General features: G+C 64.0%; 20 protein-coding genes. 7 read left to right on the top strand and 13 right to left on the bottom strand.

Going from position 1 to position 17,758, the window contains the following annotated elements; all coding sequences use genetic code 11:
- Nucleotides 1–57: 57 nt before the first annotated feature.
- Both ACEN98_RS11105 and ACEN98_RS11100 read right to left on the bottom strand, forming a co-directional pair.
- Nucleotides 58–1,080 (bottom strand): ABC transporter substrate-binding protein, encoded by a 1,023-nt coding sequence (locus tag ACEN98_RS11105; RefSeq protein ID WP_413384267.1) that lies wholly within the window; start codon nucleotides 1,078–1,080, stop codon nucleotides 58–60.
- A gap of 33 nt (nucleotides 1,081–1,113) precedes the next feature.
- Entirely contained in the window at nucleotides 1,114–2,301 is a 1,188-nt protein-coding gene (locus tag ACEN98_RS11100; protein ID WP_413384265.1) for a porin, read from the bottom strand.
- Between the two features lie 348 nt (nucleotides 2,302–2,649).
- On the opposite strand from ACEN98_RS11100, the gene ACEN98_RS11095 reads away from it, so the two are divergent.
- Both ACEN98_RS11095 and ACEN98_RS11090 read left to right on the top strand, forming a co-directional pair.
- On the top strand, nucleotides 2,650–3,330 hold the full coding sequence (locus tag ACEN98_RS11095) for a response regulator (RefSeq protein ID WP_413338731.1): 681 nt from the start codon (nucleotides 2,650–2,652) through the stop codon (nucleotides 3,328–3,330).
- Nucleotides 3,327–4,739: a sensor histidine kinase gene (locus tag ACEN98_RS11090; protein WP_413384263.1), complete on the top strand. Its 1,413-nt coding sequence runs from the start codon at nucleotides 3,327–3,329 to the stop codon at nucleotides 4,737–4,739. Before ACEN98_RS11095 ends, ACEN98_RS11090 begins: the two co-directional genes overlap by 4 nt.
- On the opposite strand, the gene ACEN98_RS11085 is transcribed toward ACEN98_RS11090, so the two are convergent.
- A complete protein-coding gene (locus ACEN98_RS11085) occupies nucleotides 4,736–5,110 on the bottom strand; it encodes a hypothetical protein (RefSeq protein WP_413338727.1) in 375 nt (124 codons plus the stop codon). The two genes, ACEN98_RS11090 and ACEN98_RS11085, sit on opposite strands and share 4 nt — an antisense overlap.
- A gap of 23 nt (nucleotides 5,111–5,133) precedes the next feature.
- A complete protein-coding gene (locus ACEN98_RS11080; RefSeq protein ID WP_413384261.1) occupies nucleotides 5,134–5,331 on the bottom strand; it encodes a hypothetical protein in 198 nt (65 codons plus the stop codon).
- Nucleotides 5,332–5,574: 243 nt separating this feature from the next.
- Between ACEN98_RS11080 and ACEN98_RS11075 the strand changes: the two genes are divergently transcribed.
- A complete protein-coding gene (locus tag ACEN98_RS11075; protein ID WP_413338723.1) occupies nucleotides 5,575–5,781 on the top strand; it encodes a hypothetical protein in 207 nt (68 codons plus the stop codon).
- Between the two features lie 78 nt (nucleotides 5,782–5,859).
- Here the strand turns inward: ACEN98_RS11075 and ACEN98_RS11070 are convergent, their stop codons facing one another.
- From ACEN98_RS11070 to rpsO, 4 genes are all read right to left on the bottom strand, one after another.
- Nucleotides 5,860–6,180, bottom strand: a complete 321-nt coding sequence (locus ACEN98_RS11070) for a type II toxin-antitoxin system RelE/ParE family toxin (RefSeq protein WP_413384259.1) — start codon at nucleotides 6,178–6,180, stop codon at nucleotides 5,860–5,862.
- Nucleotides 6,181–6,188: 8 nt separating this feature from the next.
- Nucleotides 6,189–6,464 (bottom strand): type II toxin-antitoxin system Phd/YefM family antitoxin, encoded by a 276-nt coding sequence (locus ACEN98_RS11065; RefSeq protein ID WP_413384257.1) that lies wholly within the window; start codon nucleotides 6,462–6,464, stop codon nucleotides 6,189–6,191.
- Nucleotides 6,465–6,613: 149 nt separating this feature from the next.
- Complete coding sequence (gene pnp, locus ACEN98_RS11060; RefSeq protein WP_413384255.1) at nucleotides 6,614–8,713, bottom strand: polyribonucleotide nucleotidyltransferase; 2,100 nt, start codon at nucleotides 8,711–8,713, stop codon at nucleotides 6,614–6,616.
- Nucleotides 8,714–8,971: 258 nt separating this feature from the next.
- Nucleotides 8,972–9,241 carry a 30S ribosomal protein S15 gene (gene rpsO / locus ACEN98_RS11055; RefSeq protein WP_056137414.1) on the bottom strand — a complete coding sequence of 90 codons (270 nt, stop codon included), beginning with the start codon at nucleotides 9,239–9,241 and terminating at the stop codon, nucleotides 8,972–8,974.
- A 189-nt stretch (nucleotides 9,242–9,430) separates the two neighbouring features.
- Here rpsO and ACEN98_RS11050 point away from each other — a divergent pair, with 189 nt between their 5' ends.
- The 4 genes from ACEN98_RS11050 (at nucleotide 9,431) to ACEN98_RS11035 (ending at nucleotide 11,953) form a co-directional block, all read left to right on the top strand.
- Nucleotides 9,431–9,934, top strand: a complete 504-nt coding sequence (locus ACEN98_RS11050; RefSeq protein WP_413384253.1) for a hypothetical protein — start codon at nucleotides 9,431–9,433, stop codon at nucleotides 9,932–9,934.
- Nucleotides 9,935–9,947: 13 nt separating this feature from the next.
- Entirely contained in the window at nucleotides 9,948–10,454 is a 507-nt protein-coding gene (locus ACEN98_RS11045; RefSeq protein WP_413338712.1) for a hypothetical protein, read from the top strand.
- Nucleotides 10,455–10,673: 219 nt separating this feature from the next.
- Nucleotides 10,674–11,252, top strand: a complete 579-nt coding sequence (locus tag ACEN98_RS11040; protein ID WP_413384251.1) for a hypothetical protein — start codon at nucleotides 10,674–10,676, stop codon at nucleotides 11,250–11,252.
- 122 nt (nucleotides 11,253–11,374) lie between these two features.
- On the top strand, nucleotides 11,375–11,953 hold the full coding sequence (locus ACEN98_RS11035; protein ID WP_413384248.1) for a phasin family protein: 579 nt from the start codon (nucleotides 11,375–11,377) through the stop codon (nucleotides 11,951–11,953).
- A gap of 105 nt (nucleotides 11,954–12,058) precedes the next feature.
- Here ACEN98_RS11035 and pssA read toward each other — a convergent pair whose 3' ends face one another.
- The 5 genes from pssA to ACEN98_RS11010 form a co-directional block, all read right to left on the bottom strand.
- Nucleotides 12,059–12,919 carry a CDP-diacylglycerol--serine O-phosphatidyltransferase gene (pssA, locus tag ACEN98_RS11030; RefSeq protein ID WP_371757968.1) on the bottom strand — a complete coding sequence of 287 codons (861 nt, stop codon included), beginning with the start codon at nucleotides 12,917–12,919 and terminating at the stop codon, nucleotides 12,059–12,061.
- Between the two features lie 86 nt (nucleotides 12,920–13,005).
- Nucleotides 13,006–13,770 carry an SIMPL domain-containing protein gene (locus tag ACEN98_RS11025; protein WP_413384246.1) on the bottom strand — a complete coding sequence of 255 codons (765 nt, stop codon included), beginning with the start codon at nucleotides 13,768–13,770 and terminating at the stop codon, nucleotides 13,006–13,008.
- 358 nt (nucleotides 13,771–14,128) lie between these two features.
- Complete coding sequence (ilvC, locus tag ACEN98_RS11020; RefSeq protein ID WP_036230707.1) at nucleotides 14,129–15,145, bottom strand: ketol-acid reductoisomerase; 1,017 nt, start codon at nucleotides 15,143–15,145, stop codon at nucleotides 14,129–14,131.
- Between the two features lie 138 nt (nucleotides 15,146–15,283).
- The gene (gene ilvN / locus ACEN98_RS11015; protein WP_056136997.1) at nucleotides 15,284–15,775 is read right to left on the bottom strand and encodes an acetolactate synthase small subunit; all 492 of its coding nucleotides are present in this window, start codon (nucleotides 15,773–15,775) and stop codon (nucleotides 15,284–15,286) included.
- Nucleotides 15,775–17,499 (bottom strand): acetolactate synthase 3 catalytic subunit, encoded by a 1,725-nt coding sequence (locus tag ACEN98_RS11010; RefSeq protein ID WP_413384244.1) that lies wholly within the window; start codon nucleotides 17,497–17,499, stop codon nucleotides 15,775–15,777. Before ACEN98_RS11010 ends, ilvN begins: the two co-directional genes overlap by 1 nt.
- Nucleotides 17,500–17,758: the final 259 nt, after the last annotated feature.

Here is a 17,758-nt window from a genome sequence, read left to right as displayed (position 1 = left end):
CAAATATTGCAATCGGAGCGGTGCCGGTGGGGCACCGCTCCCTCGGTGACACCGGCGTCAGTCGCCGTTGACTTCCTTTTCCCAGCGCTCGAGCAGGCGCTTGCGTTCGGTCGCCTTGCCGTACTTCGCGAAGTCGTAGTTGATCAACTTGATGTGCGAGACGTCCGGCACCCGCGGATCGACTTTCGCGGCCTTGTTCGAGGGGAGCTGGAACTGCTTGGCCGCCGCACCGAGTTCCTGCGCCTTCGCGGTCAGCGCCCAGTCGTAGAACCGCTTGGCGTTGGCGAGATTGCGCGCGCCCTTGACGATCGACATCGATCCGATTTCGTAGCCGGTCCCTTCGCACGGCGTCACGCTCTTCACCGGGAAACCCTGGATGACTTCGCCCGGCACGTCGTGCACGAAACTGATCGAGATCGTGTTCTCGCCATGCGACACGTTCTTCAGCGGCCCGGTGCCGGAGCGCGGGTACTGGCTGATGTTCTTGTGCAGCTTCTTCAGGTACTCGAATGCCTTGTCTTCGCCCGTGAGCTGGACGAGGGTGGCGATCGCCATGTAGGCGGTCCCCGAGGAGTTCGGATTGGCCATCTGGATCTCGCCCTTGTACTGCGGCTGGATCAGGTCCATCCAGCACATCGGGACCGGCAGCTTTTTCTTCGCCATCAACTCGGTGTTGTAGGCGAACCCGAGCGGACCGGAATACAGGCCGACCGTCTTGTACTTGGCCTGCTTGGCCTGCTCCACCGCCCAGTCGCGCAGCAGGTTGATGTTGGGGGACTGGTAGGCCAGGGTCAGGTCCTTCTCGGCCGCCTGCAGGTGCGGATCGCCCGTGCCGCCGAACCACACGTCGGTTTTCGGATTGGCGCTTTCGGCGGCGATCTGCGCCAGCGCTTCACCCGCGCCCTTTTGCACCATGTTGACCTTGATGCCGGTCTCGCGCGAGAACGTGGTCTGCACCAGGTTGCACCATTCGACCTGCACGCCGCAGATCAGATTCAGGGTACCGCCAGCGGCGCTGGCCGGGCCGGCGGCGAGCGCCAGCAGGGGCGCCCCGAGGGCACCCGCGATAAATCGTTTCATGTCGTCTCCGTTTTAAGTATTGCCGGGAATGGCTTAGAAGGCGTAGCGCAGGCCGGCGCCGATCGCGCGCGACTGCCCACCGGTGGCGACGCCGACGCCGCCGGCATCGAAGTCGTAACGGCCGCGCGCCTCGTTCTTGACGATGGCGGCGAAGGTTTCGAACATCATTTGTTTGTTGAACACGTACTGGTACGCGATGACGGCGTTGCGCGCGCCGGTATCGTTGCCGTTGCAGGCGGTGCCATTGCCGTACTCGCAGTGGACGTCGCTGCCCACGCCGTAGCCGCCGTACACGACGTGCTTGCCGAAGGCGTGCTTGGCGGAGATGACGGTGCCGTGCTTGGTCAGCAGGCTTTTCGCCGTGCCGGTGGCGTTGGCGTCCGACAGGCGCATGCGGTCGTGGCCCAGGCCGAGGATGGTGCCGTCCGGCAGGGTGTAGCGCATGCCGAAGCGGAAGTCGCGGTCACGCGTGTTGTGGTCGTTGGTGCCGTTCAGCGTGCCCTTGTCGTTGCGCTGTTCGCCCGACACGCGCAGCTCGAGCGGGCCGTGGACGTACTGCAGGCCGAGGCTGAAGCTGCCGTCATTCAGGTGCGGGCTGTTGGTCGTGCCCGCGGCGCTCTTGCCTTCGTTGGCGCTGTAATAGACGCGCGCCGACAGGCCGCCGAAACTGGCCGATTCGAACGCGAGCGTGTTGTCGAAGCGGACGTTGAACTGCGGACCGACGGCCGACTGGCCGCTGGCGCCGGACAGCATGCCCTGGTCGTCCTGCAGGCCCGCGCCCATCGGCGAGAAGTCGGCGGTGCCGCTGTTCCAGCGTGCCGCCGCCGTCATCCGGCCCAGCTTCACGGTACCGACGTTGGCGAACGCGATGCCGACATAGACGTCCTTCGCGCTGCCGAACATGCCGGCGGTGGCGCTGGCGTTGCCGTTGTCGGCGGCAATACCGGTGGTGAAGTTGGCCAGGCCGGTCATGCCGTTGCCCAGGTCCACCGAGGCGCGGAAGGCCAGCTCGGAACTGACGTTGCTGACCCGGAAGCGGCCGCGCTTGTCCTGGGCCGGCACCGCGGCGTCGACCGCGTCGACGTACTCGAACTGGGCATCGCCCACGCCGGAGACCGCAAAATGCACCGGACCCGCCGCCATGATCGGCTCGGCGTACGCCGCCGACATGCACACCATCGACGCCGCCAGGGCGATACCACTGATCATATTTTTTTTCATTTCATCTCCTGTAAGGCGCTCGGGTAAGCGCCCATCCCTCGTTATGGAAGCCGGCTGTGCGGACCTTCGCACGGCCGGCCCTGCATCGATGTGCCCGCCGGGGGGGACGGCGTGACGCTCGACTTGGACGCAGTGTATTGAAGCAATTTTTAAATTGCGATATTGCAGTGCCGCAAAACGGCGCCAATCTTGCGGCTGGCTTTCAGCCTCCTTTCAATTGGCTTTCAGTAAGTACCTTTTTCCGCCCGGAAAGTTCATTCGCCTTCCATTTTTTCTCGTGCACAAGTAAATTCCGGGATGTAACAGCAGTGTTCGCGGCATTCCGACTACTCAACGACCCGACGATCTATGAAAATCCTGCTTGTGGAAGACGACGCCGACATGTCGAAAGCGCTGGCCCGCGCACTCGACAAACGCGGTTTCCAGGTCACCACCTGCGCCGACGGCACGCATGCCTTCCGCCAGATCCGCGAAGAAACGAACGACCTGGTCATCCTCGACCTGAACATTCCCAACCTGGACGGCCTGCACATCCTCCAGCGCACCCGCGCCCTGTCGATCGGCGTCCCGATCATCGTGCTGACCGCGCGGGGCGCCGTGGGCGACCGGGTCGCGGGCCTGAACGCCGGCGCCGACGACTACCTCGCCAAGCCGTTCGACCTGGAAGAGCTGGAGGCGCGGATCCACGCTCAGCTGCGGCGCAAGGGAAATGGGGAAGAGTCGATGCAGAAGTGCGGGAGGCTGCGCTTCGAACGCAGTTCGGGCGCGTTCTACAACGGCGAGGCCCCGCTCGAATTCACGCCCCGCGAGCAGGCCCTGCTGAAGGCGTTGATCGCGCGCCCGGGCCACGCCGTCAATCGCGAACGCCTGCTGCAGGTGGTCTTTCCCGACGACGCCAACGTCCAGGTCGAGGCCATCGAGGTCGTCATCCACCGCCTGCGCAAGAAGCTGATGGCGACCCAGACCGAGATCATGACGTTGCGCGGCGTCGGCTACCTCCTGCGCCCCGAAACCGCGCGGCCCGCATGAAGTTCGCGCTGCGCGACCGCTCGCTGCGCCGCTATCTGCTGGCCGGCATCCTGGCGCCGATCGCCCTGTTCATCGTCCTCAACGCCATTCATTTGTACTTGCATGCGCTCGATTCGGCCAACACCGCCTACGACCGCATGCTGGTGACCACCGCGTATTCGATCGGCAACAATATCGCGGTGGAGGATGGTCACCTGCTCACCAACGTGGCCTTCGCCTCCCTGGAAGTCTACGAAGCCGGGTTTTCCACCCGGATGATTTACAAGATCAGCGACCGGAACGGCAGGTATATCGCCGGCGATCAGGACTTGCCGACGTTCCGCCCCAGCGGCGCGCGGTGGCCCAAAGCGCCCACCCTGCTGAAGGTGTACGAGAGCATCTATGGCAGCGCCCCGGTGCGCGTGGCCGCGCTGGCGCAACCATCGAAACTGCAGCACCCGGAAGACGATCTGATCATCCAGATCGCCGAACCGCTGTCGTATCGCCGCGAGGTGGCGCGCGACATTCTGTGGAGTGCGGTGCTTGGGCAGACGCTGTTGCTTGCGGTCGTGGCCGGCGTGACGATGGCCGTCGTCACGCTGGCCTTGCGCCCGCTCGACAGCCTGCGCACGCAACTCGATGCGCGCCATGAGGACGACCTGTCGGCACTCCACTGCGCGTCCGCGCCGCGCGAACTGCGGCCGGTGGTGGCGGCCCTGAACCAGTTGATGGGCCGGCTGCACCGGACCGTCGACCTGCAGCAGCACTTCGTGGCGAACGCGTCGCACCAGCTGCGCACGCCGCTGGCCGTGCTGCAGACGCAGCTGCAATCGGGGCTGAGCGGCGACATCGAGCCGGAACTCGCGCTGCGCGAAATGCGTTCGACGGTCGAGCGCGCGACCAAGCTGGCGAACCAGCTGCTGTCGCTCGCCCGGATCGAGCAATTGCGGGGCAAGTCCACGCGCGAGCGGTGCAACCTGGCGGACGTGGCGCGCGACGTGGCGATCGACCTGTCGCCGCTGATCTCGGACAAGAACCTCGATTTCGAGCTGGATGCCGGCGACGTCTGGGTCGAGGGCCGTCACTGGATGGCCGCCGAAATGGTGTCGAACCTGTTGCACAACGCGATCCGCCACACGCCGGCCGAGTCCCGCCTCGGCATTCGTGTGGCGCCCCGCGACGACGGCGCCCTGCTGTGCGTCTGGGATTCCGGTCCCGGCATCCCCGACCAGCAGGAGATGCGCGTGTTCGAACCGTTCGCCGCCGCCCACAGTTCGAAAGGCGGCGGCCTGGGCCTCGCGATCTGCGCCGAAATCGCCGACTCGATGCACGCGGAACTCACCCTGTGCAACTGCGGTATGGCGGGCGCGGTCACCGGACTGGAGGCGCGCGTCCTATTCGCGAACCGCCTGGCCGCCCCCGCCGACTAGGCGCGCCGGCGCCACGCCGCCATCCAGGCCGATGCCATGTCGGACGTCGCGAGGATCGCATCCATCACGCTGCATTCGTCCGGCAGCGCGCCGACGGGCACCATGCGCAAGCCGATGTAGCGGCCGTCGTCCGCATCCCGCAGGATTTCCAGGTCCCCCACATGCGGCGGCGGGTATCCCCCGTCACCGCATGGCGGCAACATTGCCGTGACCACGAGGTGACTCTTGTCCCGCGCATGCAGGGCGGTACGGGTCAGGATGTCGCCGAACCGGAGCTCGAGGACCGGCACGCCGCCCTCGTCCTGGCCGGTCAGCGCGACCAGTTCGCGCAGCAGCGCGGTGATCCGGGCAGTGCCGGCGTCATCTTGCAAGTTTGCGCCCCTCGGATGTGTGGTTATGGCGTCTCTCCGCCTTTTCTGGGCAGGCCCCGCATGCGGCCCCAATCGACATCGTCCTCATGGCGACGCGCGGCCGGACCGCGCGATGTCGCCACCACCTGCCCGTCGCTCAACGACGCGAAGGCCGGATGCCGGTCGGGCTTCCCCGGCGGGTTCTTGGAGAAAAAGTGTTGGATGAAGAAGAGTTTGTCCATGATGTCCAGTCGTTGCTTGCCTGGTCGGCACTGGGCATATGTGCATGGGCGCGGGCCGACGGTTCCGTGGCCATCTGTTTATTCATGAACTTCGATCAAATTATTCGCTATCGTGATATCTAACCTGTGTTCGCCCGGCAAGATATTTCCAGAAGTAATGCCGAGTATTTGAACTTGAAATTGGATTTATATCTCATCGGTTCCGATAATGTGCTTACAGTCAAACGAAACGGAGAACAGAGAATGAACATCGCTAAAAACATGGAAGCCATCTTCCTCGCAGCCCTGGTCGTGGCCGTGAGCGTCTCGAACACCTTCGCCGCCCCCGTCGCGCCGCTGCAAGTGGCGGCCCGCGCCGCCGCCCCGACCGCGCCGACCGGCCCGGCCATCACGATCGTCATCGTCGGCAAGCGCCTGACCGCTGCGCAGAAAGCCAAGCTGGCGGCCTGATGCGCAAAGCGCCCGCACCGGACGAAAAAAACGCCAGGCGCACGCACTGGCGTTTTTTTTTACCGGCTGACGAACCACTTACCCCGCCAACAGCCGGCGCCGCAGCAGCGCCTCGAGACCGCGCCTCGCATGGCAGGCGATGTGAACGTACAACGCTGCGCTCGCGCGCTCGAAGATGATGCGATGCTGCCCCGCGAGAAGCTCGCGATACTGATCCAGTTGGAGCTCCTCCAGTTCCCGCACAAGGATGCGCCTGGAAGGCCACTCCTTGAGTGACCCGACGTCATCGCGGATCTGTTCCGTTACCTTTTTGACGAATGCCGGAGACTGGGAACGCTTCAGGTATTCGCGGATCCCGAGAAGATCGTCGCGCGCGGCATCGGTCCAGATAATTTGCATGAGGTCGTTCAGCTTTCCCCGTCTTCCGCCTCGAACTGCGCGAACAGATCATCATGATCGGTCACTTTGCCCTGTTCGATTTGCTTCTGGCCATGCGCAAGAATGCGGAGCATCGTCAGCTGGTCCTGCATTGTCTGGTAGCTCAAGGGATCCTGGATAACGGCCTGTACCTTGCCGTTCACGGTGATCAGCACCGGCTCGCGCGTCTCCTGCACCTGCTTGACGACATCGCTCGTGTTCGTTTTCAGGAAGCTGATGGGTTGAATATTTTGCACAACGTTCATGAGGCCTCCACAGTCGATGACGGCATCGACACGGCATACCTGAATCCAGTACCGAATTTGGCACCATCCACCATGCTTGCGATCCGCATAAAAAAAACCGCCAGGCTCACGCACTGGCGGTTTTAGTTGGCTGAACAGCCGACAGAGGCTTACTGCGCCGCTGCCGCCGCGTCATCCGCAGCCGCTGCCTTCATCGACAGCTTCAGGCGGCCGCGCTCGTCGGTCTCGAGGACCTTCACGCGCACTTGCTGGCCTTCCTTCAGGTAGTCGGCGACGGCGTTCACACGCTCGTTGGCGATCTGCGAGATGTGCAGCAGGCCGTCCTTGCCCGGCATGACCTGGACGATGGCGCCGAAGTCCAGCAGCTTCAGCACGGTACCGTCGTAGGTCTTGCCCACTTCGACCGATGCGGTCAGCTCTTCGATGCGGCGCTTGGCTTCCTGGCCGGCGGCGGCGTCGACCGACGCGATGGTCACGATGCCTTCGTCGGTGATGTCGATTTGCGTGCCGGTTTCTTCGGTCAGCGCGCGGATGACGGCGCCGCCCTTGCCGATCACGTCACGGATCTTCTCCGGATTGATCTTGATGGTGATCAGGCGCGGGGCGAAGTCGGACAGTTCCGTCTTCACGGACGGCACGGCCTTCTGCATCTCGACCAGGATGTGCTGGCGCGCTTCCTTGGCTTGCGCCAGTGCCACCTGCATGATTTCCTTGGTGATGCCCTGGATCTTGATGTCCATCTGCAGCGCGGTGATGCCCGCAGTGGTGCCGGCGACCTTGAAGTCCATGTCGCCCAGGTGGTCTTCATCGCCCAGGATGTCGGTCAGGACGGCGAACTTGCCGCCTTCCTTGATCAGGCCCATCGCGATGCCGGCCACGTGGGCCTTCATCGGGACGCCCGCGTCCATCAGTGCCAGGCAGCCGCCGCAGACGGAGGCCATCGACGAGGAACCGTTCGACTCGGTGATTTCCGACACCAGGCGGACCGAGTAGCTGAACTCTTCCGGCGACGGCAGCGCGGCGACCAGCGCGCGCTTGGCCAGGCGGCCGTGGCCGATTTCGCGGCGCTTCGGCGTGCCCACGCGGCCGGTTTCACCGGTGGCGAACGGGGGCATGTTGTAGTGCATCATGAAGTCGTCGGTGTACTCGCCCATCAGCGCGTCGATCTTCTGGCTGTCGCGGCCGGTGCCCAGCGTGGCGATCACGAGGGCCTGGGTTTCGCCGCGGGTGAACAGCGCGGAACCGTGGGTGCGCGGCAGGACGCTCGTGCGGATCGAGATCGGACGCACGGTGCGGGTGTCGCGGCCGTCGATGCGCGGCTCGCCGTCCAGGATCTGCGAACGCACGACCTTGGCTTCCATGTCGAACAGGATGTTGCCGACTTCGACGCTGTCGACGCCTTCGCCCAGCTCGGCCAGCACCAGCGCGGTCGTTTCCTTCAGCTTCTGCGTACGGGCCTGCTTGTCGCGGACCTGGTAGGCTTCGCGGATCTTGCCTTCCGCAATCGCGGTGACGCGGGCGATCAGCTCTTCGTTCTTCGGTGCCGGCGCCCATTCGACTTCCGGCTTGCCGCCTTCTTCGACCAGCGCGTGGATCGCGTCGATGACGGCCTTCATCTGCTCGTGGCCGTAGACGACCGCGCCCAGCATGATTTCTTCCGACAGTTGCTGCGCTTCGGATTCGACCATCAGCACGGCGTGCTCGGTACCGGCGACGACCAGGTCCATCTGCGAGGTCTTGAGCTGGGTGGTGGTCGGGTTCAGGATGTACTGGCCGTTCGCGTAACCGACGCGGGCGGCGCCGATCGGGCCGTTGAACGGGATGCCGGCCACGCACAGGGCGGCCGAGGCACCGATCATCGACGGGATGTCCGGATCGATTTCCGGATTGACGGACAGGACGTGGATGATTACCTGGACTTCGTTCAGATAGCCTTCCGGGAACAGCGGACGGATCGGACGGTCGATCAGGCGCGACGTCAGCGTTTCCTTCTCCGACGGACGGCCTTCACGCTTGAAGAAGCCGCCCGGGATCTTGCCCGCGGCGTAGCTCTTCTCGATGTAGTCGACGGTCAGCGGGAAGAAATCCTGGCCTGGCTTGGCATCCTTCTTGGCCACGACGGTCGCAAGGACGACGGTGTCTTCGACCGACACGAGGACGGCGCCACTGGCTTGACGGGCGATTTCGCCGGTCTCGAGGGTGACGGTATGGTCGCCGTACTGGAAGGTTTTCGTAACTTTGTTAAACATGGGTAATCCCTTTCTATTTGCCGACAGATTTTCAGGCGCTGTCGTTCACCTCAACTACATTTTTTTCCTTCGGGTCAGAGCACGGTGTTCACGGTTGTGCTCTGACCCCGGCTTACGGTGTTCACGGTTGTGCTCTTACCCCGACTTACTTCAAAGAAAAACTCACCGACGGCCGAAACGAAAAATGCCCGCGACAGTGAAACTGACGCAGGCATTTCAAAGCTTGGGCCGTCTGGCGCAATGCTCGGAAACTGCTGATTACTTACGCAGGCCGAGTTTGGCGATCAGGTCGCGGTAACGGTTCAGATCCTTGGCCTTCAGGTAAGCCAGCAGGCTCTTACGACGGTTGACCATCATGATCAGGCCACGACGGGAGTGGTGATCCTTCTGGTGTTCCTTGAAGTGGCCGTTCAGTTCGTTGATGCGGGCGGTCAGCAGTGCAACCTGGACTTCCGGCGAACCGGTGTCTTTGTCGCCGCGTGCGTTGTCCGCGATGATCGCGGCCTTGTTGATGTTTTCTACGGTCATGATGTTGCCTTTCACATGCGGTGCAAGAGTCGGAACCCAGCGCACCGTGAATTGATAAAAAACCTGGCCCGAAGGCCAAGACCGGGAAGTATATGGGAAAAGCGCGGGCGAGGCCAGTTTTTCCGCCGCTTCCGTTAAAATCGGGAGGTTGGCGATGCCACAATGGCATGCCCGCTGAACCGTAAACACATGAAAATCACTCTCATCCGCACCGCCGCCGTCCTTGGCATCGCCCTGTCCCTGTCCGCCTGCTCGACCTTCAACCGCACGCCGCCGGCCGGCACGCCGCTGGCCGACGTGACCGCGAAGCTGGGCAAGCCGGACGCCGTCTACCCCGATCCCGCCGGCGGCCAGGTGCTGGAATACCGCGGCCAGCCGATGGGCCAGTACAACCACATGGCACACATCGGCGCCGACGGCCGCCTCGTGGCGTACGAGCAGGCGCTCACCAGCGCGAACTTCGCCAAGGTGCAGCCGGCGCGCTGGACGAAGGACGACGTCCTGCGCACCTTCGGCCGCCCCGCCGAAGTCTCGCGCGACCGCGCGACGGGTGACGAAGTCTGGTCGTACCGCTACAAGCAGGACGGCATCTGGAACTCGTACAGGAACATCTATTTCAACGTCCGCGGCGAAGTACGGCGCACGGACGACACACCGGATCCGCTGCTCGACGACCGTTCGAAGGGCCTGTAACCAGGAGATCGCGATGATGACCCCGCTCCGTTCGACCCTGTGCGCGACCGCCCTGGCGCTGGTCCTGTCAGGCTGCACGACGATATTGCGCCAGCCGCCGCCGATTGGGGCGCCGCTGACCGCCGTCACCGCGCAGCTCGGGCAGCCGAACGCCGTCTATCCGGATCCCGCCGGCGGCCAGGTACTCGAATACCGTGGCCAGCCGATGGGCCAGTTCCAGTACATGGCGCGCATCGGCCCGGACGGCCGTCTCGTCTCGTACGACCAGGTTCTCACGAGCGAGAACTTCGGCAAGGTCAAAGTCGACCGGTGGACCAAGGACGACATCCTGCGCAATTTCGGCCGCCCCGCCGAGGTGTCGCGGGTGTACGCGCACGACTACGAAGTGTGGTCGTACCGCTACAAGGAAGCGGGCGTGTGGAACTCGATGATGAACGTGCACTTCGATGCGCAGGGCGTCGTGCGCCAGATGCTCAACGGGCCCGACCCGCTGTACGACGACCGTTTCCGCCGCCGCTGATCCGCGCCGGCAGCGCAACAATGTGTGAGGATGTGGCGATCGGCGCTGGCTATACTGGGCCGACATGATCGCCACCGCACCCGCCCTGCTCCCGCCGCGCGACCGCCGCCACGTCGGCATCGCGGTCACCCTCGTCGTGCATGCCGTCCTGGTCCTGGGCTGGCAGATGACGCGCCGTCCGCCCGCCGTCACGCCCGAACCGCCGCGCTCGACGATCCAGTGGATACGGCTGCCGGCGCCCGCCGCGCCCCAGCCGCGGCGCGAACAAGAGGAACAGGCGCCCGCGCGCCCGCAGGTGGCGCCGCGCGCAGGTGCGACCACCCTGCCCCGCGTGACCGTGCCGGCCGCACCCGCCGCCGCGCCGCCGGCGGCCGACACGCCCGCCGCCGCGAGCACGCCCGCGCACCGCCGGCGTCCTCCGCCGGCGCCGCCATGCTGGAACGCGCCCGGCGCGACGTCGGCGCCATCGACCGCGCGCTGCGCAAGGAAAACAATCCGTATATCGTCGCCCCGCCCGACAGCCCGCAGATCCGCCTGCGCAGGGGCATCCAGGCCGCGGCCGACATGGCGCCGAACGCGTGGTACCAGGCGCCGAAGGTGGCGGAACTCGTCAACAACACGGGCGACGGCGCACGCCGCGAGCGCGTGATCTCGGGCGGCGGCACCTATTGCATGACGGAGCGCGCCCCGACGACGAGCATCGACATGATCGAGAAACACGGCAAGTGGAGGCAGACCAATTGCCCGGAGCACGAATCGACGCCCAGCTCGCAGGAATGGCGCACGGCGCGCGACTGAAGTGGCTTGTGCGCCACGCGCACGATTGGACCTGTCATCGGAATGTCATCGAAATCGGCGAGCCTGACGTCGCGCTCCCGAAGCGCACTTTCCGAAGCGGATCCACTTTCACGAGGTCACCCATGTTCCTGTTTTCCCAGTCCGTCACGCCCGCCGTTCGCTCGCACCTGGACGCACAGGTTGCGTTCCTCAACGACATGTCGAAATCGATGTCGCGTTCGATCCAGCATCTCATCGACGCCAACATCCAGTTGAGCCAGACCCTGCTCGAAGAAAGCAACATCGCCGGCCAGCAGCTGCTGACGACGAACCACCCGACCGACGTCATCTCGGCCGCCGCGTCGCGCGCCCAGCCGGCCGCGGACAAGCTGCGCGCTTACCAGCAGCACCTGTCGCGCGTCGTCGCCGATTCCCAGGTCGACCTGGCCCGCGTGGCCGAGCAGCACGTGCAGGAGACGTCGCGCACCGCACGCACGTTGGCCGACGAGGTGGCGCGCGCCGCGTCCGAAGAAACGCAAAGCAGCCTGCGCGCGCAGCAGGACACGCTGAAGAATTTCCGCGACCCGTTCCAGAACGGCAGCGTCCACCGTGGCAACCTGCAGAGCGCAGGCAACGGCGCACATGACGACACGTTCCGCGGCAGTGTGCAGGCGGACGCGCACGTGGGTCAGCAGGGCAAGTCGGCCGCGAAAGCCGGCTGAGGCAACAACATATGCACGTCGTCCCCGCGCAGGCGGGGACCCAAGTTTGCGGCCGCAGCTGGAGAAATCAGGCTCCCGCCAAGGGGGCGCCGAGAGCGACGAGACTCAGCGGCGCTCGCTCGGATCGAGCGTCTCTTCATCCGTCTGGATGATGCTGACGGGCTTGCCTTTCGCGAGCCGGTACAGGTACACGGCATAACCCGACAGGCCATACACCACGAACAGCGGCCACAACACCTTCGGCGGGTCGATCGCCAGCAGTGCCAGCGCGAGCGCGATCAGGAACACGACGATGAACGGCACCGACTTGCGGAAATTGACGTCCTTGAAACTGTAGAACGGGACATTGGTCACCATCGTCAGGCCCGCGAACAGCGCGATGCCCCACGAGATCCAGTCGACCTTGCGCGCGCTGACGTTGATGTCCGGGTCCGTCATCATCATCACGAAGCCGACGACCAACGCGGCCGCGGCCGGGCTCGGCAAGCCCTGGAAGAAGCGCTTGTCGACGACCTCGATGTTCGTGTTGAAGCGGGCCAGGCGCAATGCGGCGCCGGCGCAGTAGACGAACGCGGCGATCCAGCCGAGCTTGCCCAGGCCGCGCAGCGACCATTCGTAGATGACGAGGGCCGGCGCGGCGCCGAACGAGACCATGTCGGACAGGCTGTCGTACTGCGCGCCGAACTCGGACTGCGTGTTCGTCAGGCGGGCGACGCGGCCGTCGAGGCTGTCCAGCACCATCGCGATGAACACGGCCCAGCAGGCGTGGTCGAAGCGCTGGTTCATCGCCATCACGATTGCGTAAAAGCCGCCGAACAGCGCCGCCGTCGTGAAGGCGTTCGGCAGCAGGTAGATGCCCCGGCGCGGGCGGGATGCGGCGGCATCCGTCTTGCGGACGCGGCTGAAGCGGGCGAAGCGGGGCGCCTTGATGGCGCCGGGTTTGCGGCGTCGGGGTAGTGTCGGCATAGGTTTCTTTTTCTCAACAATGCACCGAGGAGGCGCGGACCCCGCCATTATAGTGTCCGCGCACCTCTGTTAGCGAACGGCTACCGTCAGCGGAATTTCACCTTGCCGACCAGGCGCATCTGCAAGGTCGTCTCGCCCGGCTCGAAGCTCGGCTCGGGCATCTCGGCCATGTCCGCGCGCTTGGCCGACATGCGCATCATCTGCGGTGCCGCGGCCTCGGCCTGGCCGCCCGCGTAGTTGCCGCTGCCTTCGAAATCGACCGTGTCGATGACGGCGTCGTTCACGTTGCGGCCCATCGCGCGCGCGATGGAGGCAATGCGCTCATTGAGGTTGCGGTACGTGGCGGCGATGCGCTCGTCGTCCAGGCGTTTCTGCAGCTCCGGGCTCAGGTGGTAGTCGATGCCGTTCAGGTTGACGACTTTCTGCGCGGCGGCGGCCGTCTTCGGCAGCGCCTGCAGGTTGCGCGTCTTCACTTCCAGGTACTGGCCCACGCGCCAGCCGATCGGGACGCGGCGCGCGGCGGGGTTCGCCAGCGGACGCGGGCCGTCCGGCACTTCCGGATAGACGGGATAGGTGTAATAGCCGACCGTTTTCAGTTCCGCCTGCGGATCTTCGCGGCGCACGATGTCCGTGCCCTGCTTCATCTTCTGGTTGACGCGGGCGGTGGCCGCCGCGCGGTCCTTGTCCTGCTCCTCGACGGCGAAGGTGACGGTCGCCTCGTCGTTGGCATGCTTCACTTCGCCGAACGCGGGCACGATGACGAGGGTGCCGCTCGTGGCGGGCGCGGACTGGGCTTGCGCGGACAGTGCGGCGCTCAGCGCGGTCAACAGGACGAGTTTTTTGATGGACATTGTTGTTCTCCTTCGATTCTTCACGGCGCATTGCCGCGGCAGGAGAACGATAACCGGTCTGGCGCGAAAGTCGAGTTTATGTAATGAAAAGTTGCAAATGATTGCAAACCAGTGCAAACCTTCGGCGTTGCACAAATTCGGGGTCAGAGCACATTTTGGCGCAAAAGCCCTCAAGCAAGCGCCGCGGGCGGATTCGTGCCGGGCTATCGCATTGGCGGCAGCGCCACGTCGACGTCCCGACCCCGGCTTGGAAAAACATTACAACGCAGCCATTGTTCAGAATTGTGCTCTGACCCCGAATTTCGGCAAAAAAAAACGCCCCCGCAAGCGGGAGCGTTTTTCAAGTCGGCAAAGACGATCAGTTCTTCGACTGGTCGACCAGCTTGTTCTTGGCGATCCACGGCATCATCGCGCGCAGCTGTGCGCCGACCTGCTCGATCTGGTGCTCGGCGTTCAGGCGACGACGCGAGATCAGGGTCGGGGCGCCGGCCTTGTTTTCCAGGATGAACGACTTGGCGTATTCGCCGGTCTGGATGTCCTTCAGGACAGCGCGCATCGCGTTCTTGGTGTCTTCGGTCACGACGCGCGGGCCGGTGACGTATTCGCCGTATTCCGCGTTGTTCGAGATCGAGTAGTTCATGTTGGCGATGCCGCCTTCGTAGATCAGGTCGACGATCAGCTTCAGCTCGTGCAGGCACTCGAAGTAAGCCATTTCCGGCGCGTAGCCGGCTTCCACCAGCGTCTCGAAGCCGGCCTTGATCAGCTCGACGGCACCGCCGCACAGCACGGCCTGCTCGCCGAACAGGTCGGTTTCGGTTTCTTCACGGAAGTTGGTTTCGATGATGCCGGCCTTGCCGCCACCGTTGGCCATTGCGTACGACAGGGCGATGTCGCGGGCTGCGCCGGACTTGTCCTGGTAGACGGCGACCAGGTGCGGCACGCCGCCACCCTGGCGGTAGGTACCGCGCACGGTGTGGCCCGGGGCCTTCGGTGCGACCATGATCACGTCGAGGTCGGCGCGCGGCACGACCTGGCCGTAGTGCACGTTGAAGCCGTGCGCGAACGCCAGCACGGCGCCCTGCTTGATGTTCGGCTCGACGTTGTTCTTGTACACGTCGGCGATGTTTTCGTCCGGCAGCAGGATCATGACGACGTCGGCGGCTTTGACGGCCTCATTGACTTCGGCGACCTTGATGCCGGCCTGTTCGACCTTGCCCCACGACGCGCCGCCGCGGCGCAGGCCGACGGTGACGTTGACGCCCGATTCCGTCAGGTTCTGGGCGTGTGCGTGGCCTTGCGAGCCGTAGCCGATGATGGCGACATTCTTGCCTTTGATGAGGGAGAGGTCGCAGTCTTTGTCGTAGAAAACTTTCATTTTTTAATCCTGTGCTTTTATATATATCGTTTATTCGTTTGGTGGGCTCGGGGAGCCCACCCTACGTTCATTGATCGGCGTAGGGTGGGCATTTGAGGCCAGCGGCCTCAAATGAAACGTGCCCACGCACCACCGGCGTCAAACCTTGAGGATGCGCTCGCCGCGGCCGATGCCGGAACCGCCCGTGCGGACGGTTTCGAGGATCGAGGCGCGGTCAATGGCGTCGATGAAGGCATCCAGCTTCGTCTTCGCGCCCGTCAGTTCGATCGTGTACGTTTTTTCCGTCACGTCGATGATGCGGCCGCGGAAGATGTCGGCGGTGCGCTTCATTTCTTCGCGTTCCTTGCCGACTGCCCTCACCTTGATCAGCATGAGCTCGCGCTCGATGTGCTGGCCTTCGGTCAGGTCGACCACCTTCACCACCTCGATGAGGCGGTTCAGGTGCTTGGTGATCTGCTCGATGATGTCGTCCGAACCCGTCGTCACGATGGTCATGCGCGACAGGGTAGCGTCTTCGGTCGGCGCCACGGTCAGCGTCTCGATGTTGTAGCCGCGTGCCGAGAACAGGCCCACCACGCGCGACAGCGCGCCGGCTTCGTTTTCCAGCAGGACGGAGATGATGTGTCGCATTACAGGTCCTCCGATCCGAGCAGCATTTCCGACAGGCCTTTACCCGTCTTGACCATCGGCCAGACGTTTTCGCTGCGGTCGGTAATGAAGTTCATGAACACCAGGCGGTCCTTCATGGCGAACGCTTCGCGCAGCGCGCCGTCGACGTCGCCCGGTTTCTCGATGCGCATGCCGACGTGGCCATAGGCCTCGGCCAGCTTCTCGAAGTCCGGCAGGGAATCCATGTACGACTCGGAATAACGCGAGCCGTAGTCGAGTTCCTGCCACTGGCGCACCATGCCCAGGAAGCGGTTGTTCAGGAGGATGATCTTCGGCGTCAGATGATACTGCTTGCAGGTCGCGAGTTCCTGGATGTTCATCTGGATCGAACCCTCGCCCGTGATGCAGGCCACGGTCGCACCCGGATTCGCCATCTGCACGCCCATCGCGTACGGCAGGCCCACGCCCATCGTGCCCAGGCCACCGGAATTGATCCAGCGGCGCGGCTTGTCGAACGGGTAGTATTGCGCGGCCCACATCTGGTGCTGGCCCACGTCCGACGTGATGAACGCGTCGCCGCCGGTGACTTCCCAGACCTTCTCGACGACGGACTGCGGCTTGATCAGCTCATCCGAGGTCGCATAGCGCAGGCACTCGCGGCCGCGCCAGTCCTCGATCTGCTGCCACCACTTCTGCACGGCCGGGTTCGGACGCTGCTCGGCGGCATCCAGCTGCGACAGCAGCTCGACCAGCACGTCCTTGACGTTGCCGACGATCGGGATGTCCACTTTCACGCGCTTCGAGATCGACGACGGGTCGATGTCGATGTGGATGATCTTGCGCGGGTTCGACGCGAAGTGCTTCGGGTTGCCGATCACGCGGTCGTCGAAGCGGGCGCCGATGGCGATCAGGACGTCGCAGTGCTGCATCGCCATGTTCGCTTCGTAGGTGCCGTGCATGCCCGGCATGCCGACGAACTTCCTGTCGGTGGCGCGGTAGGCGCCCAGGCCCATCAGCGTGTTCGTGACCGGGAAGCCGAGCTTGTCGACCAGCTTGTTCAGTTCGTTCGACGCATTGGCGAGAATGACGCCGCCGCCCGTGTAGATCATCGGACGCTCGGCCGTCAGCAGCAGCTGCACTGCCTTGCGGATCTGGCCGGCGTGGCCCTTGTCGACGGGGCGGTAGGAACGCATCTCGACCTCTTTCGGGTACGAATACGTCGCCTTCTGCATGCTCACGTCCTTCGGGATATCGACGAGGACCGGGCCCGGACGGCCGGTGCGTGCGATATAGAAGGCTTTCTTGATGGTATCGGCAAGGTCTTTGACGTCCTTGACGAGGAAATTGTGTTTCACCACCGGGCGCGTGATGCCCACGGTGTCGCATTCCTGGAATGCGTCCTGGCCGATCGCATTGGTCGGCACCTGGCCGGAAATCACGACCATCGGAATCGAATCCATGTATGCGGTGGAGAGGCCGGTGACGGCATTGGTGACGCCCGGACCGGACGTGACCAGGCATACGCCCACTTCATTCGAGCTGCGCGAATACGCGTCGGCCGCGTGCACGGCTGCCTGCTCGTGGCGTACCAGGATGTGCTGGAATTTGTCCTGCTTGAAGATGGCGTCGTAGATGTAGAGAACCGCACCGCCGGGGTAACCGAAGACGTGTTTCACGCCCTCTTCCGCCAGGCAACGGACTACGATCTCAGCGCCCGTGATGGGAGCTGCTGCGTCGTTACTCATGATACGTTCCTTTCAAAACCCATAGGGAGATTGATCGGATGCTCGTCCCTGACGAGATACGTGTCACGCAACAGTGCTCATGCTTCCCTTCTCTCTGCGGTCACGTCGATCTTTCAGGATGCCGTAGGATCCTTACGAACCGGCGCTGGACGCAACTCGTTCAGCTTGAGTTACTGTAGCGGAATGCGAATCTCTCGCGCTTGTGGCACGGGTTGGAGCAAACTGCCTACATTGTGAAAGCGCGTCATGCCGAGGTTGA

Source organism: Massilia sp. CT11-137 (genome assembly GCF_047302885.1).
Classification (GTDB): Bacteria; Pseudomonadota; Gammaproteobacteria; order Burkholderiales; family Burkholderiaceae_D; genus Telluria; species Telluria orientalis.
Note: the sequence above shows the minus strand (reverse complement) of the source record. Positions and strands in the feature narration are given on the sequence as shown.